The 20,681-nt window shown below is 69.1% G+C and carries 20 protein-coding genes and 1 tRNA gene; 9 read left to right on the top strand and 12 right to left on the bottom strand.

Features of this window, described 5'->3' with window-relative positions; all coding sequences use genetic code 11:
* Nucleotides 1–5: 5 nt before the first annotated feature.
* The gene (locus tag Q5H91_RS01180; protein ID WP_305171398.1) at nucleotides 6–1,823 is read right to left on the bottom strand and encodes an ABC transporter transmembrane domain-containing protein; all 1,818 of its coding nucleotides are present in this window, start codon (nucleotides 1,821–1,823) and stop codon (nucleotides 6–8) included.
* Nucleotides 1,824–1,975: 152 nt separating this feature from the next.
* Here Q5H91_RS01180 and Q5H91_RS01185 point away from each other — a divergent pair, with 152 nt between their 5' ends.
* Complete coding sequence (locus tag Q5H91_RS01185; protein WP_305171399.1) at nucleotides 1,976–3,208, top strand: polyhydroxyalkanoate depolymerase; 1,233 nt, start codon at nucleotides 1,976–1,978, stop codon at nucleotides 3,206–3,208.
* 74 nt (nucleotides 3,209–3,282) lie between these two features.
* Here the strand turns inward: Q5H91_RS01185 and Q5H91_RS01190 are convergent, their stop codons facing one another.
* From Q5H91_RS01190 to Q5H91_RS01200, 3 genes are all read right to left on the bottom strand, one after another.
* On the bottom strand, nucleotides 3,283–3,765 hold the full coding sequence (locus Q5H91_RS01190; protein ID WP_305171400.1) for a pyridoxamine 5'-phosphate oxidase family protein: 483 nt from the start codon (nucleotides 3,763–3,765) through the stop codon (nucleotides 3,283–3,285).
* A 394-nt stretch (nucleotides 3,766–4,159) separates the two neighbouring features.
* Nucleotides 4,160–5,338: an acetyl-CoA C-acyltransferase gene (locus Q5H91_RS01195; RefSeq protein WP_305171401.1), complete on the bottom strand. Its 1,179-nt coding sequence runs from the start codon at nucleotides 5,336–5,338 to the stop codon at nucleotides 4,160–4,162.
* 24 nt (nucleotides 5,339–5,362) lie between these two features.
* Nucleotides 5,363–5,818 carry a MaoC family dehydratase gene (locus Q5H91_RS01200; RefSeq protein ID WP_305171402.1) on the bottom strand — a complete coding sequence of 152 codons (456 nt, stop codon included), beginning with the start codon at nucleotides 5,816–5,818 and terminating at the stop codon, nucleotides 5,363–5,365.
* Nucleotides 5,819–5,916: 98 nt separating this feature from the next.
* Here Q5H91_RS01200 and Q5H91_RS01205 point away from each other — a divergent pair, with 98 nt between their 5' ends.
* Complete coding sequence (locus Q5H91_RS01205; protein ID WP_305171403.1) at nucleotides 5,917–8,883, top strand: L-glutamate gamma-semialdehyde dehydrogenase; 2,967 nt, start codon at nucleotides 5,917–5,919, stop codon at nucleotides 8,881–8,883.
* A gap of 216 nt (nucleotides 8,884–9,099) precedes the next feature.
* Here Q5H91_RS01205 and Q5H91_RS01210 read toward each other — a convergent pair whose 3' ends face one another.
* The 3 genes from Q5H91_RS01210 to Q5H91_RS01220 form a co-directional block, all read right to left on the bottom strand.
* Nucleotides 9,100–9,843 (bottom strand): hypothetical protein, encoded by a 744-nt coding sequence (locus Q5H91_RS01210; RefSeq protein WP_305171404.1) that lies wholly within the window; start codon nucleotides 9,841–9,843, stop codon nucleotides 9,100–9,102.
* 66 nt (nucleotides 9,844–9,909) lie between these two features.
* Complete coding sequence (locus Q5H91_RS01215; RefSeq protein ID WP_305171405.1) at nucleotides 9,910–11,094, bottom strand: mechanosensitive ion channel family protein; 1,185 nt, start codon at nucleotides 11,092–11,094, stop codon at nucleotides 9,910–9,912.
* Between the two features lies 1 nt (nucleotide 11,095).
* On the bottom strand, nucleotides 11,096–12,106 hold the full coding sequence (locus Q5H91_RS01220) for a DNA topoisomerase IB (protein WP_305171406.1): 1,011 nt from the start codon (nucleotides 12,104–12,106) through the stop codon (nucleotides 11,096–11,098).
* A gap of 110 nt (nucleotides 12,107–12,216) precedes the next feature.
* Between Q5H91_RS01220 and Q5H91_RS01225 the strand changes: the two genes are divergently transcribed.
* From Q5H91_RS01225 to Q5H91_RS01235, 3 genes are all read left to right on the top strand, one after another.
* On the top strand, nucleotides 12,217–12,789 hold the full coding sequence (locus Q5H91_RS01225) for a type 1 glutamine amidotransferase domain-containing protein (RefSeq protein WP_305171407.1): 573 nt from the start codon (nucleotides 12,217–12,219) through the stop codon (nucleotides 12,787–12,789).
* Between the two features lie 94 nt (nucleotides 12,790–12,883).
* The gene (locus tag Q5H91_RS01230; protein WP_305171408.1) at nucleotides 12,884–13,309 is read left to right on the top strand and encodes a hypothetical protein; all 426 of its coding nucleotides are present in this window, start codon (nucleotides 12,884–12,886) and stop codon (nucleotides 13,307–13,309) included.
* Nucleotides 13,310–13,475: 166 nt separating this feature from the next.
* Nucleotides 13,476–15,047: an MFS transporter gene (locus Q5H91_RS01235; protein WP_305171409.1), complete on the top strand. Its 1,572-nt coding sequence runs from the start codon at nucleotides 13,476–13,478 to the stop codon at nucleotides 15,045–15,047.
* A 2-nt stretch (nucleotides 15,048–15,049) separates the two neighbouring features.
* On the opposite strand, the gene Q5H91_RS01240 is transcribed toward Q5H91_RS01235, so the two are convergent.
* The gene (locus Q5H91_RS01240; RefSeq protein WP_305171410.1) at nucleotides 15,050–15,592 is read right to left on the bottom strand and encodes a superoxide dismutase family protein; all 543 of its coding nucleotides are present in this window, start codon (nucleotides 15,590–15,592) and stop codon (nucleotides 15,050–15,052) included.
* 59 nt (nucleotides 15,593–15,651) lie between these two features.
* Nucleotides 15,652–16,197 carry an RNA 2',3'-cyclic phosphodiesterase gene (gene thpR / locus Q5H91_RS01245; RefSeq protein ID WP_305171411.1) on the bottom strand — a complete coding sequence of 182 codons (546 nt, stop codon included), beginning with the start codon at nucleotides 16,195–16,197 and terminating at the stop codon, nucleotides 15,652–15,654.
* A 141-nt stretch (nucleotides 16,198–16,338) separates the two neighbouring features.
* Here thpR and Q5H91_RS01250 point away from each other — a divergent pair, with 141 nt between their 5' ends.
* From Q5H91_RS01250 to Q5H91_RS01265, 4 genes are all read left to right on the top strand, one after another.
* Complete coding sequence (locus Q5H91_RS01250; RefSeq protein WP_305171412.1) at nucleotides 16,339–17,079, top strand: Bax inhibitor-1/YccA family protein; 741 nt, start codon at nucleotides 16,339–16,341, stop codon at nucleotides 17,077–17,079.
* Nucleotides 17,080–17,155: 76 nt separating this feature from the next.
* Nucleotides 17,156–17,941, top strand: a complete 786-nt coding sequence (locus Q5H91_RS01255; RefSeq protein ID WP_305171413.1) for a transglutaminase-like domain-containing protein — start codon at nucleotides 17,156–17,158, stop codon at nucleotides 17,939–17,941.
* Between the two features lie 68 nt (nucleotides 17,942–18,009).
* The gene (locus Q5H91_RS01260; protein ID WP_305171414.1) at nucleotides 18,010–18,294 is read left to right on the top strand and encodes a hypothetical protein; all 285 of its coding nucleotides are present in this window, start codon (nucleotides 18,010–18,012) and stop codon (nucleotides 18,292–18,294) included.
* Between the two features lie 192 nt (nucleotides 18,295–18,486).
* Nucleotides 18,487–19,041: a hypothetical protein gene (locus tag Q5H91_RS01265; RefSeq protein WP_305171415.1), complete on the top strand. Its 555-nt coding sequence runs from the start codon at nucleotides 18,487–18,489 to the stop codon at nucleotides 19,039–19,041.
* A gap of 1 nt (nucleotide 19,042) precedes the next feature.
* Here the strand turns inward: Q5H91_RS01265 and Q5H91_RS01270 are convergent, their stop codons facing one another.
* The 3 genes from Q5H91_RS01270 to Q5H91_RS01280 form a co-directional block, all read right to left on the bottom strand.
* Nucleotides 19,043–19,783 (bottom strand): extensin-like domain-containing protein, encoded by a 741-nt coding sequence (locus tag Q5H91_RS01270; protein WP_370655231.1) that lies wholly within the window; start codon nucleotides 19,781–19,783, stop codon nucleotides 19,043–19,045.
* Nucleotides 19,784–19,797: 14 nt separating this feature from the next.
* Nucleotides 19,798–20,538, bottom strand: a complete 741-nt coding sequence (locus Q5H91_RS01275; protein ID WP_305171416.1) for an NUDIX hydrolase — start codon at nucleotides 20,536–20,538, stop codon at nucleotides 19,798–19,800.
* 64 nt (nucleotides 20,539–20,602) lie between these two features.
* Nucleotides 20,603–20,678: transfer RNA gene (locus Q5H91_RS01280), tRNA-Ala, on the bottom strand.
* Nucleotides 20,679–20,681: the final 3 nt, after the last annotated feature.

Consider the following 20,681-nt stretch of genomic DNA (forward strand, 5'->3'; position numbering starts at 1 on the left):
GGTAGCTACGCCGCTTCGCTGAACTGTAGGCTGGCCAGCCGTGCGTAGAGCCCGCTGCGCTCGATCAGCGCGGCGTGGCTGCCCTGCTCGACGATGCGGCCCTCGTCCATGACGATGATCCGCCCGGCCGCGCGCACCGTCGCCAGCCGGTGCGCGATGACCAGCGTGGTGCGGTGCTCCATCAGCCGCTCCAGCGCCTGCTGCACCAGCCGCTCGCTTTCGGCGTCGAGCGCGCTGGTCGCCTCGTCGAGCAGCAGGATCGGCGCGTCACGCAGCAGTGCGCGCGCGATCGCCAGCCGCTGGCGCTGACCGCCCGACAGCCGCGCGCCGCCCTCGCCCAGATAGGTGTCGAACCCGGCCGGCAGGCGGCGCAGGAACTCCGCCGCATTCGCCGCCTCCGCCGCAGCCCATAGTTCGTCGTCATGCGCGTCCCAGCGGCCATAGCGCAGATTGTCGCGCGCGCTGGCGGCGAAGATCACCGTCTCCTGCGGCACCATCGCGATCCGCGCGCGCACCTCGGCCGGATCGGCGTCGGTCAGCGGCACGCCGTCGACCAGCACCCGGCCGGCATCGGGATCGTAGAAACGCTCGGCGAGCTGGAACAGGGTCGACTTGCCGGCCCCTGACGGCCCGACCACTGCCACCGTCTCACCCGGCGCGACGTCCAGAGAGAAATGGTCCAGCGCGGCGATTTCCGGCCGGGTCGGATAATGAAACCGCACATCCTCGAACCGGATCGCCCCGCGCGGCGGCAGGGGCAGCGACACCGGCTGCGCGGGCGGGGCGATCGCCGGCACCTCGGCCATCAGCTCGGCCAGCCGGCTGGCAGCGCCGGCGCCGCGCAGCAGGTCGCCATAGACTTCGGTCAGCGCACCGAACGCGCCGGCGACGATACCGCCGGTCAGCACGAACGCGGCGATCGACCCGCCCGACAGGCGGCCGGCGGCGACGTCGATCGCACCCTCCCACAGCACCAGCGTGATCGATCCGAACACCAGCGCGATGACGATCGCGGTCATGCCGGCGCGCAGGGCGTTGCGCTGACGCGCGGCGGCGAAGGTCGCCTCCACCGCCTCGGCAAAACGCGCGCCCTCGCGCCGCTCCTGCCCGAATGCCTGGACGATCCGCATTGCACCCAGCGTTTCGGTGGTCAGCGTGCCGACCATCGCCACCCGGTCCTGCGACGTCCGCGAATAGGCGCGCACTCGCTTGCCCAGCAGCGTCATCGGCAGGATGATGAGCGGGATGCCCAGCATCAGCAGCCCGGCCAGCTTGGGCGAGATCGCGAACAGGTAGATCATGCCGCCGACGCCGGTGAAGCAGTTGCGCAGCGCCACCGACACCGTGCTGCCCACCACCATCTCGATCAGCGCGGTGTCCGATGTCAGCCGCGAAGCGATTTCGGACGGCCGGTTTTCCTCGAAGAAGCGCGGGGACAGCCGCAGCAGGTGGCCCTGCGTCTTTGTGCGGATGTCGGCCACCACTCGCTCGCCCAGCCACGATACGTAGTAGAAGCGGATGGCGGTCGCGATCGCCAGCACCGCGACGATCATCAGCAGGTAATGGAACGACGTCGCGAACGAGGTCGAGGCACCGCCGCCGAAGCCGCGATCGATCACCCGCTTGAAGCCATAGGGGATGGCGATGGTCGCGGCCGAGGTCGTCACCAGCGCCGCACAGGCGATGGCGATGCGGCCGGGATAGCGGGCGGCGTGATGCCAGACCATGCCCAGATCGCCCAGACGCCGGCGCTCGGCAGGCGCCGCGCCGTCGGGGAAAGCGGGATGGGCGGGCAGGGGCGAACGCGGGTCGGGATCGGCCATGCAGCGCCGCCTAGCAGCGCCATGACGCCGGCTCAACGCCGCGCAACCGCCATGATCCGCAGGCGATGTTGAACGTATCGGGTGAATGACGCGTTGCACAATGACAGGTTTGCGTTACCACCCGGAAACGAATCCAGGGTAAAGGATACCCGATGCTCTATAATGCCTATGAAATGCAGCGCTCGATGCTCGCCGGCGCTAGTGCAATGGCGAATTTTGGTGCCGGACTTTTGCAGAATCCGGCAAACCCATTCGCCTATATGGGCGGCGGCGCGATCGTCGGATCGGCGCTGGAGGTGTTCGCGCATGCCGCGGCGCCGCGCGGCAAGCCGGGGTTCGGACTGGACCACACCGTCGTCGATGGCCGCGACGTGCGCGTCACCGAAGAGATCGTGCTGCGCAAGCCGTTCGGCCAGCTGAAGCGCTTCCGCCGCGAAGGCGTCGACGGCGCGCCCAAGCTGCTGATCGTGGCGCCGATGTCGGGCCACTACGCCACGCTGCTGCGCGGCACGGTGGAGCGGATGCTGCGGGTCGCCGATGTCCACATCACCGACTGGCGCGATGCCAAGCTGGTGCCGCTGTCCGACGGGCGTTTCGACCTGGACGACTATGTCGACTATCTGGTCGAGTTCCTCGAGGCGATGGGCGCGGACGGCTCTGGCCGCGCGCACATGCTGGCGGTGTGCCAGCCTTCGGTCCCGGCCTATGCCACCGCCGCCCTGATGTCGGCGCGGGAACATCCGCTGCGACCGCTGACGCTCACCATGATGGGCGGCCCGGTCGACACGCGCGAGGCGCCGACCGCGGTCAACACGCTGGCGACGAAGCGCCCGCACGCGTGGTTCGAGCAGAACGTGATCGTCACCGTACCGATGACCTATCCGGGCGCGGGGCGTCAGGTCTATCCCGGTTTCCTGCAACTCGCCGGCTTCATGTCGATGAACCTCGGCAACCACATGATAAGCCATTGGGGCATGTTCAAACACCTGGTCCAGGGCGATGGCGAGGGTGCGTCGGCGACCAAGGACTTTTATGACGAGTATCGCTCGGTCTGCGACATGACCGCGGAGTTCTACCTCCAGACCATCGACGTCGTTTTCCAGACGCACGCGCTGCCCAAGGGCGAGTATATCCATCGCGGTCAGCGGATCGATCCGGGCGCGATCAAGGATATCGGCCTGCTGGCGATCGAGGGCGAGCGCGACGATATCTCGGGCCTGGGGCAGACCAAGGCGGCACTGACGCTGGCGACCGCGCTGCCCGACGAGAAGAAGCGGTATCTGATGGCCGACAGCGTCGGTCATTACGGCATCTTCAACGGCTCGAAATGGCGTAATCGCATCGCGCCCGTGGTGGAGCAGTGGATGGCCGCCAACGCGGGCTGATCCGAATACGCGAACGGCGCCGGCTCCCTCGGGAGAGCCGGCGCCGTTGCTTGGCTTGGTCGGGCCGGATGCCGTCAGGCGATGGTGCCGACCTTTGCGTGGCTGGACGACTCGTCGGCCGTGATCGTGCCACCGAACAGCATCTTCACGCGACCCGACACGGAGATGTCGGTTTCCCACAGCTCCGCCGAGCTGACGTCGAAGCGGAGCAGCGCCAGGTTCGGATCGTCCTTGCCGTCCGGGAACCAGGCTTCGATCTGCTTGTCCCAGAGCTTGTCGATCTGGGCGCGATCATTGTCCTGGCTGACCGTGCCGGCCAGGCAGGCGAAGAAGTCGTGCCCCTTGCCGACGAACTGCACCATCGCGTCGCCGCCCTTGGCCGCGCGGTTGTTCTTGCCGGCGAAGACGAACAGCGTGTTGGGCTGATCGTCGTCGAGCCGCGCCGTCATCGGTTCGGAATGCTGGCCATCGGTCAGGCCCAGCATGATGAACGGGCTTTCCTTCACCTTGTCCAGGAACTTGGCGGCGATTTCCTGCGGGCTGTCATGATCGGCCATGTACGTCTCTCCTGATAGGGTCGACGGGAGAACGATGCTGAGCCGGTGTTGGTTGCGGCCGGTATGGCGGCGGCCGCACAGGCTGCGACTTGAAGCCGATGGATAGTCGGGGCACAGCCGAAGGCGGCAGCATTCCCGCTGCCACACAGAAAGGTCGACTTATGTCGTTCGCCGATCTGTGCCTGTTCCTGGGCGTCCTCTTCGCCTTCGCGACCTTGGTCGTGAAGGTCGTCGAGGTCGCGCGCAAGGAATAGCACACGGGCGGGGCCTGGCCTGCAAGCTGGGCCCCAAACGTTTAGAGCCCCGACCGCTGCAACGATCGGGGCTCACAGAAAGGCGCTTATGTCATCGCCTGTCGATTACATAGCATTCCGGCTAGACGGTTTCAATCGGATCACAGCACCTCGAACAGCCCCGCAGCACCCATGCCGCCGCCAACGCACATGGTGACGACAACGTACTTCGCCCCGCGGCGCTTGCCTTCGATCAGCGCGTGGCCGGTCATCCGTGCGCCCGACATGCCATAGGGATGGCCGATGGAGATCGCGCCGCCGTTCACGTTCAGCAACTCGCCCGGAATGCCCAGCTTGTCGCGGCAATAGAGCACCTGCACCGCGAACGCCTCGTTCAGCTCCCACAGGCCGATATCGTCCATCTTCAGCCCGTTGCGCTCCAGCAGCTTGGGGATGGCGAAGACGGGACCGATACCCATCTCATCGGGCTCGGTGCCCGCCACCGCCATGCCGACATAGCGACCCAGCGGCGTCAGCCCGCGGCGCCCCGCCTCGTCCTCGCTCATCAGCACAGAGGCCGACGCGCCGTCCGACAGCTGCGAGGCATTGCCGGCGGTGATGGCGTAATCGGGGCCGAGCACCGGCTTCAGCGACGACAAACCCTCCAGCGTGGTATCGGCGCGGTTGCCCTCGTCCTTCGACAGGGTCACTTCCTTGTGGCTGACCTCCTTCGTCTCCTTGTCGACGATCGCCATCGTCGCGGCGACCGGCACGATCTCGTCGTCGAACTTGCCGGCGGCCTGCGCGGCGGCGGTGCGCTGCTGCGACTGGAGGCTGTACGCATCCATCTGCTCGCGCGTGATGCCATAGCGCTTCGCGACCACCTCGGCGGTCTGGAGCATCGGCATGTAGATGTCCTTGTGCATCGCGACCAGCTCGGGATCGGGCGCGACGTTCATCTTGGGCGTCTGGACCAGGCTGATGCTCTCGACGCCGCCGCCGATCGCGATGTCCATGCCGTCGACGATGATCTCCTTGGCCGCCGTTGCGATTGCCATCAGCCCGCTGGCGCACTGGCGGTCGAGCGACATGCCCGAGACCGTGGTCGGCAGGCCCGCGCGCAGCAGGGCGGTGCGGGCGATATTGCCGGCCTGATGCCCCTGCTGGAGCGCCGAGCCCCAGACCACGTCATCGACCTCGGCCCCGCCCAGACCCGCACGCTCCACCGCAGCCTTGATCGCGTGGCCGGCAAGGGTGGGGGAGGGCAGGTTGTTGAACGCGCCGCGATAGGCGCGGCCGATCGGGGTGCGTGCGGTGGAGACGATGACGGCAGAGCGCATGGCGGTGATGTCCTTTTGGAAAAACTAGATGAAGAACTGGCTGATCCACTCGGCGGCGAGCGCCGGCTTGTCCGATCCCTCGATCTCGACGGTGAACTCGGTGACCTGCTGGAACTGGCCGGGTCGCTTCTCGGTGATCGACAATGGCTTGAAATGGCCCCGGACGCGTGAGCCCGAACGCACGGGGGTCAGAAAGCGCAGTGCATTGCAGCCGTAATTGACGCCCATCCGAATGCCCGCGGGGCGCGGCACGTCGGACCGCTCCATCAGCATCGGCATCAGCGACAGCGTGAGGAAGCCGTGCGCGATCGTGCCACCAAACGGGGTCTGCGCGGCGGCGACCGGATCAACATGGATGAACTGGTGGTCGCCGGTCGCCGCGGCAAAGGCGTCGATCATCGCCTGATCGACCAGCACCCACTCCGACGCGAACGACTGGCCGATGATGGACGGCAGCTGTTCGATGGCGATCGTCGCCACGGCATTCCCCTCGACAGGCGTTTGGCGCTAAGCGCGTCGTCATCCTGTAGGCTCCCGCGGCCCCGTGTCGCAAGCCTTGCCGCACCGAAAGTTCGACGATGACCACAGCCGTAACGTCCGCCGCCCGTGAAACCATGGCAAAGCTGTACCGCGCGCCCGAACCCGATGTTCTAAAGCCGCTGCTGGACCGGGCCGCCACCAGCGCTGATTCGCGTGAGCGGATCATGGGGCATGCCGGTGGCCTGCTCGCCGATCTGCGCGCGGCGCAGGGGCGCGGCTGGGTGAACCAGTTCCTGCAGGAATACCGGCTGAACTCGTCGGAGGGGATCGCGCTGCTGTCGCTTGCCGAGGCGTTCCTGCGCGTGCCCGATCCCGAAACGGCCGACCTGCTGATCGCCGACAAGCTGGGCGATGCCGACTGGCGCGCCCATGCCGGCAAGTCGAACAGCAAGCTGGTCAACAGCGCGACCTGGGGTCTGGTCGTCGGCCGCGTGCTGGTCGGCGAGGGGCCGTCTGGTCCCTTGCGCCGCCTCATCAGCCGTGCAGGCGAGCCGTTCGTCCGCCAGGCGGTCGGCGCGGCGATGAAGATGATGGGCGAGATCTTCGTGATGGGCCGCACCATCGACGAGGCGATGCGCCGGATGAAAAAGCCGGAGAACAAGGGCTTCACCGCCAGCTTCGACATGCTGGGAGAGGCGGCGCGGACCTTTGCCGACGCCGACCGCTATTTTCAGGCCTATGTCGGCGCAATCGACGCGGTGGGCAGCGATCCGGCGGCAGGGCATTCGGTGTCGGTCAAGCTCTCTGCGCTCCACCCGCGCTACGAGGTGGCGCGGTGGAGCGAGTGCGTGCCGGCGCTGACCGGGATGCTCGAGGCACTGGCGGTGCAGGCAGCGGCCAAGGGCATCGCACTGACCGTCGATGCCGAGGAATCCGAGCGGCTGGAGATGAGCCTCGACATCATCGGCACCGTCGCCGCGCTGCCGTCGCTGAAGGGCTGGGACGGGTTCGGCATGGCGGTGCAGGCCTATGGCAAGCGCGCGCGACCGGTAGTCGCCTGGGCGAACGGCCTCGACCGGCTGATGAACGTTCGGTTGGTCAAGGGCGCCTACTGGGACAGCGAGATCAAGCGGACGCAGGTCGAGGGGCTAGCCGATTATCCGCTGTTCACGCGCAAGGCGGCGACCGACGTGTCGTATCTGGCGGTGGCCAAGGACATGCTGGCTGCGGATAATATCCGGCCCGCCTTCGCCAGCCATAACGCGCTGACCGTCGCCACCATCCTGGAATGGGCGGGCAACAACCGTGATTTCGAGTTCCAGCGGCTGCACGGCATGGGCGACGGGCTGTACGAGCGGCTGGTGCGCGAGAATGGCTATCACTGCCGCATCTATGCGCCGGTCGGGGGCCACCGCGACCTGCTCGCCTATCTGGTCCGGCGCCTGCTCGAGAATGGCGCGAACTCGTCGTTCGTCCACCAGCTCGCCGACGAGCGGTTGAGCGAGGCGGAGATCCTGGCCGATCCCGTTGCCAAGATTGCCGCGGTCGGCGGCGCGCGGCACCCCAGCATCCCGCTGCCCCGCGACCTGTTCGCGCCGGGGCATCGCAATTCGGCCGGCCTCGACCTCAGCGACGTGGCGGTGCTGGAGCGGACGGTGCAGGCGGTGAGCAGACCGGTGGCATCGGCGCCCGTTGCGGAAGGCAACGTCGCCGAAGCCGTCACCCGCGCCCATGCCGCCTTCCCGGACTGGCAGGTGACCCCGGTGGACGAGCGTGCCGCCTGTCTGGAGCGGCTCGCCGACCTGCTGGAGGAGCATCGCGACGAACTGATGGCGATCTGTGTGCAGGAGGCGCGGAAGACGATCGCCGACGCGATCGGCGAGGTGCGCGAGGCCGCGGATTTCTGCCGCTACTATGCCGGCGAGGCACGCGCGCGGCTACGCCCCGTCGAGCTGCCGGGGCCGACCGGCGAGCGCAACACGCTCCATATCGAGGGGCGGGGCGTGTGGGCGACGGTGGCGCCGTGGAACTTCCCGCTGGCGATCTTCCTCGGCCAGACCGCCGCGGCGCTGGTCGCGGGCAACACCGTGGTCGCCAAGCCCGCGCCGCAGACGCCGCGCATCGCCGCTCGCGCGGTCGAGCTGGCGCACCGGGCAGGCATCCCCGCCGACGCGCTGGTGCTGGTCCCCGGCGGACCAGAGGTGGGTGCGGCGCTGACGGCGGACGCCCGCGTGATGGGCGTCGCCTTCACCGGATCGACCGCCACCGCCAAGCGGATCGCGCGGACGCTGGTCGAGGATGACGACCGCCCGATCGTGCCGCTGATCGCGGAGACGGGCGGGATCAACGCGATGATCGTCGATTCGACCGCGCTGCCCGAGCAGGTGGTGGCCGACGTCATCGCCTCCTCGTTCCGCTCGGCGGGGCAGCGCTGCTCGGCGCTGCGGCTGCTGCTGGTGCAGGAGGATGTCGCCGATACGGTGATCGAGATGCTGCGCGGCGCGATGGACACGCTGCGGATCGGCGATCCCGGCAATCCGGCGACCGATGTCGGACCGGTGATCGACCGGGCGGCGTACGACCGGCTGATGGGTTACCGGGAGACGGTGCGCGACCGCTGGCTGAAGACGGTCGAGGTGCCGGCGGACGGCCTGTTCGTACCGCCGACGCTGATCCGGCTGGGCGCGATCGAGGAGCTGAACCAGGAGTGGTTCGGCCCCATCCTGCACGTCGCCACCTGGGAAGCGGGCAAGCTGTCGGAGACGATCGCGCGGGTCAATGCCAAGGGTTACGGCCTGACCATGGGCCTGCACAGCCGCATTGCCCGCGCGGCCGAAGTGGCGGAGGCAGAGGCGGCGGTCGGCAACCTCTATATCAACCGGTCGATGATCGGCGCGGTCGTCGGCTCGCAGCCGTTCGGCGGCGAGGGGCTGTCGGGCACGGGACCGAAGGCGGGCGGGCCGCACTACCTCTACCGCTTCTGCGCGGAGCGGGCGGTGTCGGTCGATACGACCTCTGCCGGCGGAAATGCGACGCTGCTGAGCCTGGACGAGGGCGGCATCTAAGATTCGTCCGCAACATCGTCATCACGACCTTCACGGCACCTTTGCAAACTCACGTCGTCATGCCGGGCTTGTCCCGGCATCCACCGAGCCGCACATACTCAAGTCGTTGTTCTTGCGGAACAGTGGATGCCGGGACGAGCCCGGCATGACGACGGGAGAAGTGCCTGCTGAAGGCTGACGGGATTGCCAGCCTGCGCCGGGGCGGCGGATCGCGCCCTACCGCAACTGCGCGCCGTTCTGGGTCCACGAAATCCGGATCCGCACCCAGGCACCGAGCAGCTTCTTGCCGCCCAGCCGCGGCGGCAGGATGCGGAACTGCCACGCCGCCTCGCGCATCGAGCGGCCAAGGCCCGAGCCGATCGGCGACTCGCCCAGCACGCGGCAGTCCTCGACCCGGTAATCCTCCGCCGTCTTGCAGGCGATCAGCGCCCAGCTGTCGGGCGGCGGCGCCGTTTTCAGATAGCCGCTGATCTCCGAAGAGCTCGGCTCACGCTGCCAGTCGGCGTCGTAGAGCCGCTGGCCACCTGGTCCGGCGCCGGGACCATAGGCGACAGCGCTGTCGCCGCGTGCGTCGGCGTCGCCATGACCCTCCTCGGCACTGCGGTCGCCCTTTGGTGCCCGCGCAAGGTCGAACGAATCGGACAGCATCGTCGGCCACACCGCCTTCTCGCTCGGCACCGGCGGGGTGCGGACGGGCGGCGGGGTCGAGGCGGCGGCGCTGCTGCTGGCGCTCCTGGTCGGGGCCCGGCGCGCGGTCGTCGCCTTGGCGGCGGCACGCGCCGCCGGACGCTCGGCATCGAGCGCGAAGGTGCTGAGCGGCGGCTCGTCCGGCTGTTTCGGCGTGCGGGTGCCCAGGTGGAACAGCAGCCACAGGAGGAGGAGCTGTACGCCCACGGCGAACGTGAACGACGTGGCGCGGCGCAGCGGCGACCCGGACTCGCGATAGGTGGAGGTCGCCATTGCGGCGCGTGCGTTACGCGGGCCAGCGCCCCCCGACAAGCGGGGGCGTGCCGCCTGTCGCCGAAGTCATGCTGGCCGTAGCGCGCTTCCCTCCTCGACATGGACCGGCTGCACCTGGGGGTAGGGCATGACCAGCGATCCGTCGGGCGCGGCGGTGAAGGTCGTCTGGGTCGGATAGGGGATCGCGATCCCCTCTGCGGCGAAGCGGCGGATCACGCCGACCATCACCCGGTCGCGGGTGGCGTGCGCAGTCGGCCAGTCGTCGCCGGGAATGTCGAACTGGAGGACGAAATCGAGTGACGAGGCGCCGAAGCTCTCGAAACTGGCACGGGCGAGCTTCGCCTTCTCCGCCTCGACGATCTCGCGCAGGATGGCGGGCACCCGCGCCAGCGTGTCGGGTGGCGTCTCGTACGCGACACCGATGGTCAGCGCGATGCGGACATGGTCGCGGTTCGAGGTGTTCTGGATCTCCTTGTCCAGCAGTTGCCGGTTCGAGATGACCCGCATCTCGCCGTTGAACGACCGGATGCGCGTCGATTTCAGCCCGATCGACTCGATCACGCCCGACGTTTGGTCATAGGAAACCTTGTCGCCGCGCCGGAACGGCCGGTCGAAGATGATCGCGAGCGCGGCGAACAGGTCGGCGAAGATGCCCTGCGCGGCCAGGCCGATGGCGATGCCGCCGACGCCGAGCCCTGCGACCAGGCCGGTGACGTTGACGCCCAGATTGTCGAGCACCACGACCAGCGCCACCGCGAACAGCGCGACGGTGACGAGCAGGCGGATCAGCCCCATCGCCGACAGCAGCGCCTCGCCCTGATAGCCGTCCGCGCTGGTGCGATGCTCGACCGCGCCCAGGATCAGCTCGCGCGCCCAGATCGCCGCCTGGAAGACCGAGGCGACGATCCACAGGAACTCGATCGTGCTGCTGACCGGACCCGGTGTGCCGGCGTAACCCTGCACCAGCTTGGCGGCGAGCATGACGATGAAGAAGCTGCCGGTCCGCGCCACCGCCTTGCCGAGGATGCGACCCCAGCCGGTGCCGGTGCGGTCGCGCGCGCACAGCCGCTTGCCGAGACCGCGCAGCCAGTGCAGCGCGACCACGATGATCGCGCCGATCGCGAACGCGACGACGATGCGCAGCCAGTTGCCCTGCAGCCACTCGATCGCGGACGACAGCAGGCCGGTATATTGGCTCTGGAAGCCAGCCGCGTCGAACAGCGGCTCGGCATTGGTGGTCTTCGCGGCCATGTCAGGCGGCCTTGGCCAGCGTGGCGGCGGGCGCGAGCCCTTCGAGGAAGGCGATCAGCCCGCGCTCCTCGCGGCTGAGATAGCGGGCGGAGCGGGGCAGGCGGATGCCACGCCGGAACGCGGCCTGCCCCTTCTTGGCCAGCGCGATCAGCGCGGGGTGGACATAACTCTTGCGCGCGATCGCGGGGGTGTTGCCCAGCTTCTCCACCACCGGCTCCAGGATCGCCTTCAGGCTCAGGTCCGCCTCTGCCTTGGCCAGCGCCTCGAACGCGGTGACGCTCGCCGCCCAGGTGCGAAAATGCTTGGCGGTGAACTCCGTACCGGTCGCGTCGCGGATATAGTCATTGACGTCGGACGAGGTGACCGGGTGCGCTTCGCCGGCCTTGTCGACCCAGGCGAACAGGTGCTGCTCGTCCAGGTCCTGCATCTGGCGGACGGTGCGCGCCAGCGAACGGTCGGAGACCTTCACGTCGCGCATCTTGCCCGACTTGCCCTTGTAGCGCAGCTTCAGCGTCTGGCCCTTCACCTGTCCGTGGCGCTTGCGCAGCGTGGTCGCGCCGAAACTCTCGTTGGCGGCGGCATAGGCTTCGTTGCCGACGCGGATATGTGCGCTGTCGAGCAGGCGGACGACCGCGGCGATCGCCCGCTCGCGGGTCAGGCCGCGGGCGGTCAGGTCCGCCTCCACCTTGCGGCGCAACTTGGGCAGACAGTGGCCGAAATCGGCGCACTTCTCGTACTTCGACGCCTCCTGTGCCTCGCGGAAGTCGGCGTGGTAGCGATACTGCTTGCGGCCCTTCTCGTCCCAGCCGACCGCCTGGATATGGCCGTTGGCGCGCGGGTTGAACCAGGCATCGCGGTACGCGGGGGGCAGGCCGATGCCGTTCAGCCGGTCGATCTCGTCGCGGTCGGTCACCCGCTCGCCGTCCGGGCGGTAATAGGCCCATTTTTCCCTGATCTTGCGGCGGGTTATCCCCGGTTTCGAATCATCGGAATAAACGATTCTGACTGCCATCGACGCTCCTCGCTTCGTCTCGGCCAATGCGCGGGCGGGCGCTTCGTTCCGGAACGGGGGACGGGGCACGGGGGTTCAGGCGCCTCAAGTCCCCCGACAGGAGTATCCTCATGCCTGACCTGCGCCCCGACCTCAGCAAAGCCCGAATCCTCATGCTCGCCGCCGACGGATTCGAGACGGTGGAACTGTTCGAGCCGAAAAAGGCGCTGGAAGCCGCCGGCGCGACCGTGACGCTCGCCTCGATCAAGGCCGACCCGATCCAGGGCATGGAGCAGGACCTGAACAAGGCGGAGATGGCGACGCCGGACCTGACGCTCGATCAGGTCGATACCGACGATTACGACGCGCTGGTCCTGCCGGGCGGCACCTGCAACCCCGACAAGCTGCGGCAGGAGGACCGCGCGGTCGAGATCGTCGCCGAGTTCATGGAGGACGACAAGATCGTCGCCGCGATCTGCCACGGCCCCTGGCTGCTCGCCGAGGCGGACGTGATCGATGGCCGGCGCCTGACCAGCTTCCCCTCGATCCGCACCGATCTGGAAAATGCCGGCGCCGAGGTGGTCGACGAGCAAGTGGTCGTCGACGGCAACCTCATCACCAGCCGCAAGCCCGACGACATTCCTGCGTTCAACCAGGCGATCATCGACGCATTGGTCGAGGAATTGGCCGAGGAGAACGCCTGAAGCCCGGTGGCGCGGAGCGGGTGTGCCGCGATGGAGCGCCCGCCCGCGTGTAGAGGCTTGACCGGACCGGCTCCGCTCGTCTCCAATCGGCGAGATGACCCGTTCCGTTTCCGAGACTGCCCGCCCGGCATCGGCCCGCTATCCGCTGCGGCAGGTGCCGGGCTTCGGCGGTGCCGCCGTGGGTGTGACGGTGGTGCTGTTGCTGTCGCGCTGGACGCCGGCCGAGGTCGCGTCGGTGATGGCGACCGCGGGCCTGCCGGGCGCGCCCGATCCGCTCGCCTTCGCCGTCACCGCCGGGATCGCGGCAGGCGTGGTGGTGTGGGCGGCACTCTACCTGATCTGGGGCCGCGGCGGCTGGGGCGACCGGCCATGGCGCCGCGAGGAGCGCCGGCGCCCGCTCTCCTACGCCGATCTCGGCCCGCCACCCCCACGCGAGCAGCCGCTGCCGAGTGATCTCGACCAGCCGCTCTCCGCCTTTGATCCCGAAGCGATCGCGTTCAACCAGCGGCGGCTGCGTTAGGTCACCCTCCTTCGTGTTCCCGCGCAGGCGGGAACCCAGTGTTCTTCAGCCCCGCATCCGTGGCTCCCAAGGCACTGGGCTCCCGCCTTCGCGGGAGCACAAGGCTTGCCCCGCCTCCCGCATCTGATACGCCTGTCGCCAGACAAGAATGTCACCGGGAGAGAGCATGCCAGACGCCGCCGCCGCGCCCCCCGGATCGCGCCCGCGCGCGTCGCGCTATGCCTGGTACGTGCTCGGCATCCTGTTCCTCGTCTATGTGCTGAACTTCGTCGACCGGCAGATCATCTCGATCCTGGCGGAGGACATCAAGCGCGACCTGGCGCTGCGCGACGAGGATCTGGGCTTCCTCTACGGCACGGCATTCGGTGTCTTCTACTCGCTGTTCGGCATCCCGCTCGGGCGGCTCGCCGACAATTGGCATCGCGGGCGGCTGATGGTGATGGGGCTGGCGCTGTGGTCGACGATGACCGCGCTGTCCGGCCTGTCGCGCACCGGTACGCACCTCGCGGCGGCACGGATCGGCGTGGGGATCGGCGAGGCGACGGCTAGCCCGGCGGCCTATTCGCTGATCTCCGACTGGTTTCCCAAGCACCTGCGCGCCACCGCGCTGTCGATATACTCGGCCGGCCTCTATGTCGGCGGCGGTGCGTCGCTGTTCATCGGCGGGCTGATCGTCCAGAACTGGAATCGCGCCTGGCCGGGCGGCGGACCGTTGGGGCTGGTCGGCTGGCAGGCGGCGTTCCTGGCGGTCGGCATTCCGGGCCTGCTGGTCGCGGCGTGGATCGCCACCCTGCGCGAGCCGCATCGCGGCGCGGTCGAGGGGCTGCCGCCGCCGCCGCGCCATCCGGCGCCGTTCCGCGCCTTCGCGGCCGAACTGGTCACGATCATCCCGCCCCTGACCCTGTGGGGCGCGGCGCAGGGCGGCGCGCGAGCGCTGGCGATCAATCTGATCGCCGCCGCCGTCACCGCCGGGGCGGTGACCGGGCTCGTCCTGCTCGGCGAGCCCTGGCCGCAATGGGTTGCGGTGGGGATCGGCGCCTATGCCGTATTCTCCTGGTCGTGCGCGCTGAAGCGGCGCGATCCCGCCACCTTCGCCCTGATCCTCGGCACGCCGGCATTCCTGTGCACCGTCGTCGCCTATGGGCTGAACGCGTTCATGGCCTATGCGGCGAGCTTCTGGGCGGCGCCCTACGCGCTCCGCGTGCTGGGTGCGCCGCCGGCGAGCGCCGGGCTGGCGATCGGCGCGATCGGCGCGGGCGCGGGGTTCCTGGGGGTGACGCTGGGCGGAATGGCCGCCGACCGGCTGCACCGGCGCAATCCGGCGGGGCGGCTGGCGGTGGTGATCTTCGGCGCGGTGGTGCCGGCTCCGTTCCTGGCGCTCGCGTTTACCGCGAACAGCACCAGCCTGCTCTATCCGATGCTGTTCCTGGCGCAGGTCACCGCGGCCTGTGCGCTCGGCGCGGCGGCGGCGACCACGCAGGATCTGGTGCTGCCACGCATGCGGGGCACGGCGACCGCGACCTTCTTCATCGGCACGACGCTTTTGGGGCTGGCACTCGGCCCCTATCTGGCGGGGCGGGTGTCGACGCTGAGCGGCAGCCTGTCGACCGGCATGCTGTCGCTCCTCCTCAGTGTGCCGATCACCCTGACCGCCGCCATCGCCGCCTATCGCCTGGTCCCCGCCGCCGAAGCCACGCGCGAGGCGCGGGCCGCGGCGGCAGGAGAGGAAGTCGGCTGACCTCAGGCCGGCTGGAACACGCCGCAGGCGATCCGCGCGCCGCTGTTGCCCGACGGGTCCGTCTTCAGGTCATCGGCGTTGGCGTGGACGACCATCGCGGCGCCGTCCGCATCGAGCAGTCCGGCCATCGTTGCGCCCGGAATGGTTACGCCGATCGTGCCGCGTCCGTCGGTGCCGACGATCAGGTTCGGCATGTCGCCGGCATGCGGCCCCTGCGGGTTCATCGTGCCGTGCTGGTGCGCGGTCGGGTTCCAGTGTCCGCCGGCGGTGGTGAAGTCGGGCGCGTCGCAGCGGCCGACCATGTGGACATGCGCCCCGTGCGTGCCGGGCGGCAGGCTGCGCGCGTCGAGGGTGAAGCGCAGGCCCCCCTCAACCTCGGTCGCCGTCGCGCGACCCGCATCGGCGTTGCTCGCAGTGCGCATCATCGCGGTCGCGGTGCGATAGCTCGCCGCACCCGCGTTCCGGTCCGTCCGGTCGGTCTGGCAGCCGGCCAGCATGGCCGCCGCTCCCAGCACGGTCACTCCCACGATCGTTTGCGTCCGCATGGTCTTTTCCCTTTCCCGTTTCGCTTTCGAGCGAACCAGCGGTCGCGCCGCCGGTTCCATCACCCCTCCAGCGGCCAGCGCGCGACCGGCTCGTAACTCGCGCCCGACCGGCCTAGATGGCTGCGATAGAGGATCAGGTGCGGCAAGGCGACCGGCGCGCTGCGCAGCGCCGCATGCCGCACCAGCCACGCCGCGATCGCCGGAGAGGAGCCGGCCGAGCGGGCCAGCCGGGCGACCGTGACGTGCGGCCTGTAGGCGCGCCGCTCCGGTGGCAGCCCGGCGCGCGCGCATGCCTGCTCAACGGAGGCATGCAGCCTCGCGAGCGGCTCGGCCGGCGACAGCCCGGCCCACAGCGTATCGACACGCCCGCGCTGGTCGAAGCTGCCGACCCCGGCAAGCGACACCATGGGCGCCGGCGCGTGGACCTGACCGAGCGCGGCGGCGAGATCCTCCGCCTGCGGCCGGTCGACCTCGCCGACGAAGCGCAGGGTGACGTGCAGCTGCTCGTCGTCCTGCCAACGCGCGCCGGGCACGTCGTCCATGACGTCGAACAGCATCTCCCGCAACGAGGGCGGCGGCCGCAAGGCAAGGAACAGGCGGATCATGCGTATGATTAACTAACAAAATTGTCATGTTGACGGTCCGGCCATGCCGGTTTCGCTTGAAACCTGCCGGGACGGGGCCGATATTGCAATCATCCGGTGGCCCGTGGCGGGCCGATGCCGGGATAAGGAGATTTTTCAGAGATGGCTAACTGGTCTGATCCTCGGCCAACCGCCGCGCCGTTCGGAACGACGCGCGCGCGGGCGGGTGACGCGGCCTACGACGCGGGTCTCCGCTCGTACATGCTGTCGGTCTACAACTACATGGCGTCGGGCGTGCTGCTGACCGGCATCGTCGCGCTGCTGTTCGCGGTCAGCGGCCAGGCGGAGGCGGTGTTCACCGGCCCCGGGATCCTGAAGTACGTCATCATGTTCGCGCCGCTCGGCATCGTGTTCGGCATGAGCTTCGGCCAGGGGCGCATGTCGACCTCGACCTTGCAGATGATGTTCTGGGGCTTCGCGGTCCTGATGGGCCTGTCGCTGTCGACGATCTTCCTGCAGTACAGCCCGATCGCGATCGCGCAGGCGTTCTTCGCGACCGCCGCCGGCTTCGCGGCGCTCAGCCTGTACGGCTACACGACGAAGAAGGACCTGTCGGCGTTCGGCACCTTTCTCATCATCGGCGTCGTCGGCCTGCTGGTCGCCAGCGTCATCAACATCTTCGTCCAGTCGGGTCCGCTGGGCATGCTCATCAGCGCCGTCGGCGTGCTGCTGTTCGCCGGTCTGACTGCCTACGACACGCAGCGCACGAAGAGCATGTATGCGCACGTCGCCGGCACCGACATGGAGGGCAAGGTCGTCGTGATGTCGGCGCTCAGCCTGTATCTCGACTTCATCAATATGTTCCTGTTCATCCTGCGCCTGTTCGGCTCCAGCCGCGACTAAGTTCGGGCTGACAGGATTTCTTCGGGGCTCGGCGGGCGACTGCCGGGCCCTTTTCTCTGTTCGGGTGTGACGTTCGATGACCTGTCGCCTGTCGGTCGAGGTCGACCTGGAATATGTCCTTCCCGCCGAGTGCGATATCCTGTTGCAGATCGAGGTGGCGGCGACGTCCGAGCAGCGGCTGGCGCAGAGCGCGCTGACCATCTGGTCCGACCATCCGATCGCCGCGGTGCCGGGGCAGGATGGGATCGGCCAGCGCAGCTGGGTGCGCGCCGCCGGTCTTTTCCAGGCACGCTATCGCGCCGAGGTCGCGGTGGACCGCGCGCCAGTGTCGCTCGCCGGCTTCGGTGCGACGCCACCGCGCGGCCTGCCGGGTGAGGTCGTCGCCTATCTGCTGCCCAGCCGCTACTGCCCGTCCGACCGGCTGGAGGGCTTCGTTCGCCGCCGCTTCGCCGGGCTTCAGGGCGGGGCGATGGCGGCGGCGCTGGCGGACTGGGTCGCCGCCGAGCTGACGTATGGCGCGACCGACACGAGCGGTACCACCACCGCGCTCGACACCTTCGCCAGCCGCACCGGCGTATGCCGCGACTATGCGCACCTGCTGGTCTCGCTGGCCCGGGCGGCGGAAATCCCCGCGCGTTGCGTCGCCGCCTATGCCCCCGGCGTCGATCCGCCCGACTTCCATGCCGTGGCCGAGCTGTGGCTGGATGGCGCGTGGCGGCTGGTCGATGCCACGGGCATGGCCGATGCGCGCGAGATCGCCGGCGTCGTGGTCGGCCGCGACGCCACCGACATCGCCTTCATGACCGTGTTCGGCACCGCGTTCCTCCAGCGCCAGCAGGTGCGGGTGACGCGACGGGGTTGAGCGATCCGCCGGAACGCGGGCGCGGGCTGGTCGTTCTATATCGGGAACGACTTCGAGAGGATTGATCCATGACCATCGACGATCGCGCGCTCGACAGCCTGTCGGTCGCCCCCGATGCCGACGACCAGCCCGCCGAGGGCAATGGTCGCGATCCCCGCGGCGATGCCGGGCAGGACAAGTCGATCACCAAGCGGCTCCAGAAGAACCCCGACAGCGTCGATGCCCGCCTCGACAATGGCCTGGACGAGAGCATGGACGGCAGCGACCCGGTTGCCATTTCCGATCCCTCGCGTGGCGAACCCGCACCGTCGTCCGGCTTCGACGAAGAGGCGGAGCGCCAGCGCGACGCCTGACCAACGATGTGGCGCTGCCGCATCACTGTGCCGGGATGATGCGGCGGGCCGCTCGGCTCGTCGCATCGCGTGTTGCGGTGCAACGGCTTTCATCGTTCCTTGCACCTGCCGGCTGGCCCGATCGTTAAGGGTGGTGTTAACCACCTTTCGCTAGGGTCACCCGGTTGGACATGCTGGGGCGGGGTGAACGCGATGGGTGCCAGGAGCAAGCCGGCCGAGGGAACGATGACCCTGGCCGAGATCAAGGAATTCGCGAGCTTCCCGGCCGCAACACAGCGCTACATCCGCCGCTCGCTCGATATCGGACTGGACCGCGACGATGCGATGGCTCGCTGGTCGCGCGACGTTGTCGAGGCGGCGAGCATCCGCGCCCAGGCTCGCCTCTACCGCGCCCTGCCGCAGCTGCGCGAACTGGTACCCGACGACAGCGGGCTGGACTCGGTCGAGCCGTTCCTGGCGCCGCTCGTCACCATCGTCGCCTTCGATCTGGGGCAGGGACGCTTGCCGAGCTTCTCGGCGGTGCGCTTCCTCTACGAACGGCTGATCGGCGCGGAGGTACGGCCATGGCTCCCCGCCGCCTTCTGCGCTGCCGCAGCGCTGCCGCATCTTCACCCGGAACTGCGCCGCAAGCTGCTCCAGTCGATCAGCGAGGCGGCAGCTACCGCCTCGGGCTGGTCGAACCGCCAGCCTGCCTTCTTCCCCTACTGGGTCGAGAAGGTCGAGCCAGGCCAGTGGCTGGCCAGCTGAGTCAGCGGCACGCGCGCCAGCCGGTCGCGCCGCGGCTCGCCTGGTCGAGGTGCAGATGGTCGCGGTGCGCGGCATTATAATCGGGCGACAGGGTGGTGGAGAACAGCCGGCACGCGCCGTCGCGCACCGTGCGCAGGAACCGGGCGTCGGCGCCCTGACCCTCGCGGCTCCAGTCGCCCACGATCGTCAGGCGGCGCCCGTCCGCCAGGCGAAAGCCGGCGATGTCGACCGCGTCGGCGGTGGCATGCTCGCTCCAGCTGCCCGCATCGCGGCCATAGAGGCGACGGCAGCTATAGCTGCCGAAATGCTCGATCGCGACGACCGGGCTGCCCAGGATCGTCCGTGCGGCGGGCTGCACCACCTCCCACTCCCACACCGCCAGTGCGGCGGCGACCGGGCAGGCGACGCCCAGGTCGGCTGGCGTAAAGCCGACCCGTCGCGGACCGCCGGAGGTGAAGCGCACGCCATCGGCATAACCGCACGTCTCTCCCCTTTGCCCGCGCGGCGGCAGCACGGTGTAGCGGACACCGGCGCGGTCGAGTGCGGCGCGGCAGGCCGGGAAGTCGTCGGTCAGCGCGGCGAGCTTTCGGCCCGTGAACAATCCGATCGGCTGGCCCAGGTCGAGCGGCGTCCAGGGCAGGTCCTGCGGCCGCCCCCGTATCGCTGCCCAACCGACGAACAGCAGGACGGCAAGCACGCCGGCGATCACCACCGTCCCCGCCACGCGACGCAGCGCGCGCAGCAGCGGCGCGCCGCTCACCCGCGTGCTTCCCGGTCGAGCGGCACCGATACGACCGGATAGCCGAGGTCGTCCGGGATGCAGAGATGCTCCACCCCGTCCACCACGGCGGTGAACGGCGTGATCGTCCGCACCGGATATGCCTCGGCGTCGGCCACCGCCTCGGCATGGCTGGCGAAGCGGGCGAGCCGTTCGAGGTTCCTCAGCGTCGGGAAGATCAGCGTCGCCCGCCCGGCCGCGGCCTCTGCGATCACCCCGGCGGCGGTGGTCCAGAGCAGTCGGACATTCTCGGTGTGATCCACCGAAGCGGCCGGGGCGTCCTCCGGCAGGCGCGCGAGGTAGAAGCGGGTGTCGAACACGCGGGTCAGCGGATGCGAGGGCAGCCACCGGGCAAAGGGAATCAGCAGGTCCGGTCGGATCGCGATACCGGCTCCGGCGAGCAGCGTCCCGAAATCGCCGCCGGTATGGAGCGCGGCGCGGATCGCCGCGAGCGTTGCGGGCGGGGGCAGGGGATCGAGCCCGATCGCCACGCCGGTCTCCTCCAGCGTCTCGCGGATCGCGGCGACACGGGCGGCCGTCTCGTCGTCGCCGCCGAGCGCGCGGTCGCCCGGATCGACCCGTCCGCCGGGAAACACCAGCGCGCCGCCGGCAAACGCAAGCGTGCGGGCCCGTTCCACCATCAGCATCTCGGGCGGTCCATCCACGCGATCGCGCAGGATCACGACGGTGGCGGCGGGGATCGGATCGGAAGGCGTCATCCGCCGCTCAACGCGCGATGGCGCAGGGTGATGCGGCGGGTGGAAAATCGCTGTCGAAGGTGGGTGGTGGAGCCGAGGGGAATCGAACCCCTGACCTCTGCAGTGCGATTGCAGCGCTCTCCCATCTGAGCTACGGCCCCGCA

It is taken from the genome of Sphingomonas aurea, from assembly GCF_030678875.1.
Classification (GTDB): Bacteria; Pseudomonadota; Alphaproteobacteria; order Sphingomonadales; family Sphingomonadaceae; genus Sphingomonas; species Sphingomonas aurea.

Excerpts from the sequence above, each read along its gene's own strand:
- Q5H91_RS01180 (WP_305171398.1), bottom strand. The coding sequence starts at position 1,823 with ATGGCCGATCCCGACCCGCGTTCGCCCCTGCCCGCCCATCCCGCTTTC.
- Q5H91_RS01185 (WP_305171399.1), top strand. The coding sequence starts at position 1,976 with ATGCTCTATAATGCCTATGAAATGCAGCGCTCGATGCTCGCCGGCGCT.
- Q5H91_RS01190 (WP_305171400.1), bottom strand. The coding sequence starts at position 3,765 with ATGGCCGATCATGACAGCCCGCAGGAAATCGCCGCCAAGTTCCTGGAC.
- Q5H91_RS01195 (WP_305171401.1), bottom strand. The coding sequence starts at position 5,338 with ATGCGCTCTGCCGTCATCGTCTCCACCGCACGCACCCCGATCGGCCGC.
- Q5H91_RS01205 (WP_305171403.1), top strand. The coding sequence starts at position 5,917 with ATGACCACAGCCGTAACGTCCGCCGCCCGTGAAACCATGGCAAAGCTG.
- Q5H91_RS01210 (WP_305171404.1), bottom strand. The coding sequence starts at position 9,843 with ATGGCGACCTCCACCTATCGCGAGTCCGGGTCGCCGCTGCGCCGCGCC.
- Q5H91_RS01215 (WP_305171405.1), bottom strand. The coding sequence starts at position 11,094 with ATGGCCGCGAAGACCACCAATGCCGAGCCGCTGTTCGACGCGGCTGGC.
- Q5H91_RS01220 (WP_305171406.1), bottom strand. The coding sequence starts at position 12,106 with ATGGCAGTCAGAATCGTTTATTCCGATGATTCGAAACCGGGGATAACC.
- Q5H91_RS01225 (WP_305171407.1), top strand. The coding sequence starts at position 12,217 with ATGCCTGACCTGCGCCCCGACCTCAGCAAAGCCCGAATCCTCATGCTC.
- Q5H91_RS01230 (WP_305171408.1), top strand. The coding sequence starts at position 12,884 with ATGACCCGTTCCGTTTCCGAGACTGCCCGCCCGGCATCGGCCCGCTAT.
- Q5H91_RS01235 (WP_305171409.1), top strand. The coding sequence starts at position 13,476 with ATGCCAGACGCCGCCGCCGCGCCCCCCGGATCGCGCCCGCGCGCGTCG.
- Q5H91_RS01240 (WP_305171410.1), bottom strand. The coding sequence starts at position 15,592 with ATGCGGACGCAAACGATCGTGGGAGTGACCGTGCTGGGAGCGGCGGCC.
- thpR (WP_305171411.1), bottom strand. The coding sequence starts at position 16,197 with ATGATCCGCCTGTTCCTTGCCTTGCGGCCGCCGCCCTCGTTGCGGGAG.
- Q5H91_RS01250 (WP_305171412.1), top strand. The coding sequence starts at position 16,339 with ATGGCTAACTGGTCTGATCCTCGGCCAACCGCCGCGCCGTTCGGAACG.
- Q5H91_RS01255 (WP_305171413.1), top strand. The coding sequence starts at position 17,156 with ATGACCTGTCGCCTGTCGGTCGAGGTCGACCTGGAATATGTCCTTCCC.
- Q5H91_RS01260 (WP_305171414.1), top strand. The coding sequence starts at position 18,010 with ATGACCATCGACGATCGCGCGCTCGACAGCCTGTCGGTCGCCCCCGAT.
- Q5H91_RS01265 (WP_305171415.1), top strand. The coding sequence starts at position 18,487 with ATGGGTGCCAGGAGCAAGCCGGCCGAGGGAACGATGACCCTGGCCGAG.
- Q5H91_RS01275 (WP_305171416.1), bottom strand. The coding sequence starts at position 20,538 with ATGACGCCTTCCGATCCGATCCCCGCCGCCACCGTCGTGATCCTGCGC.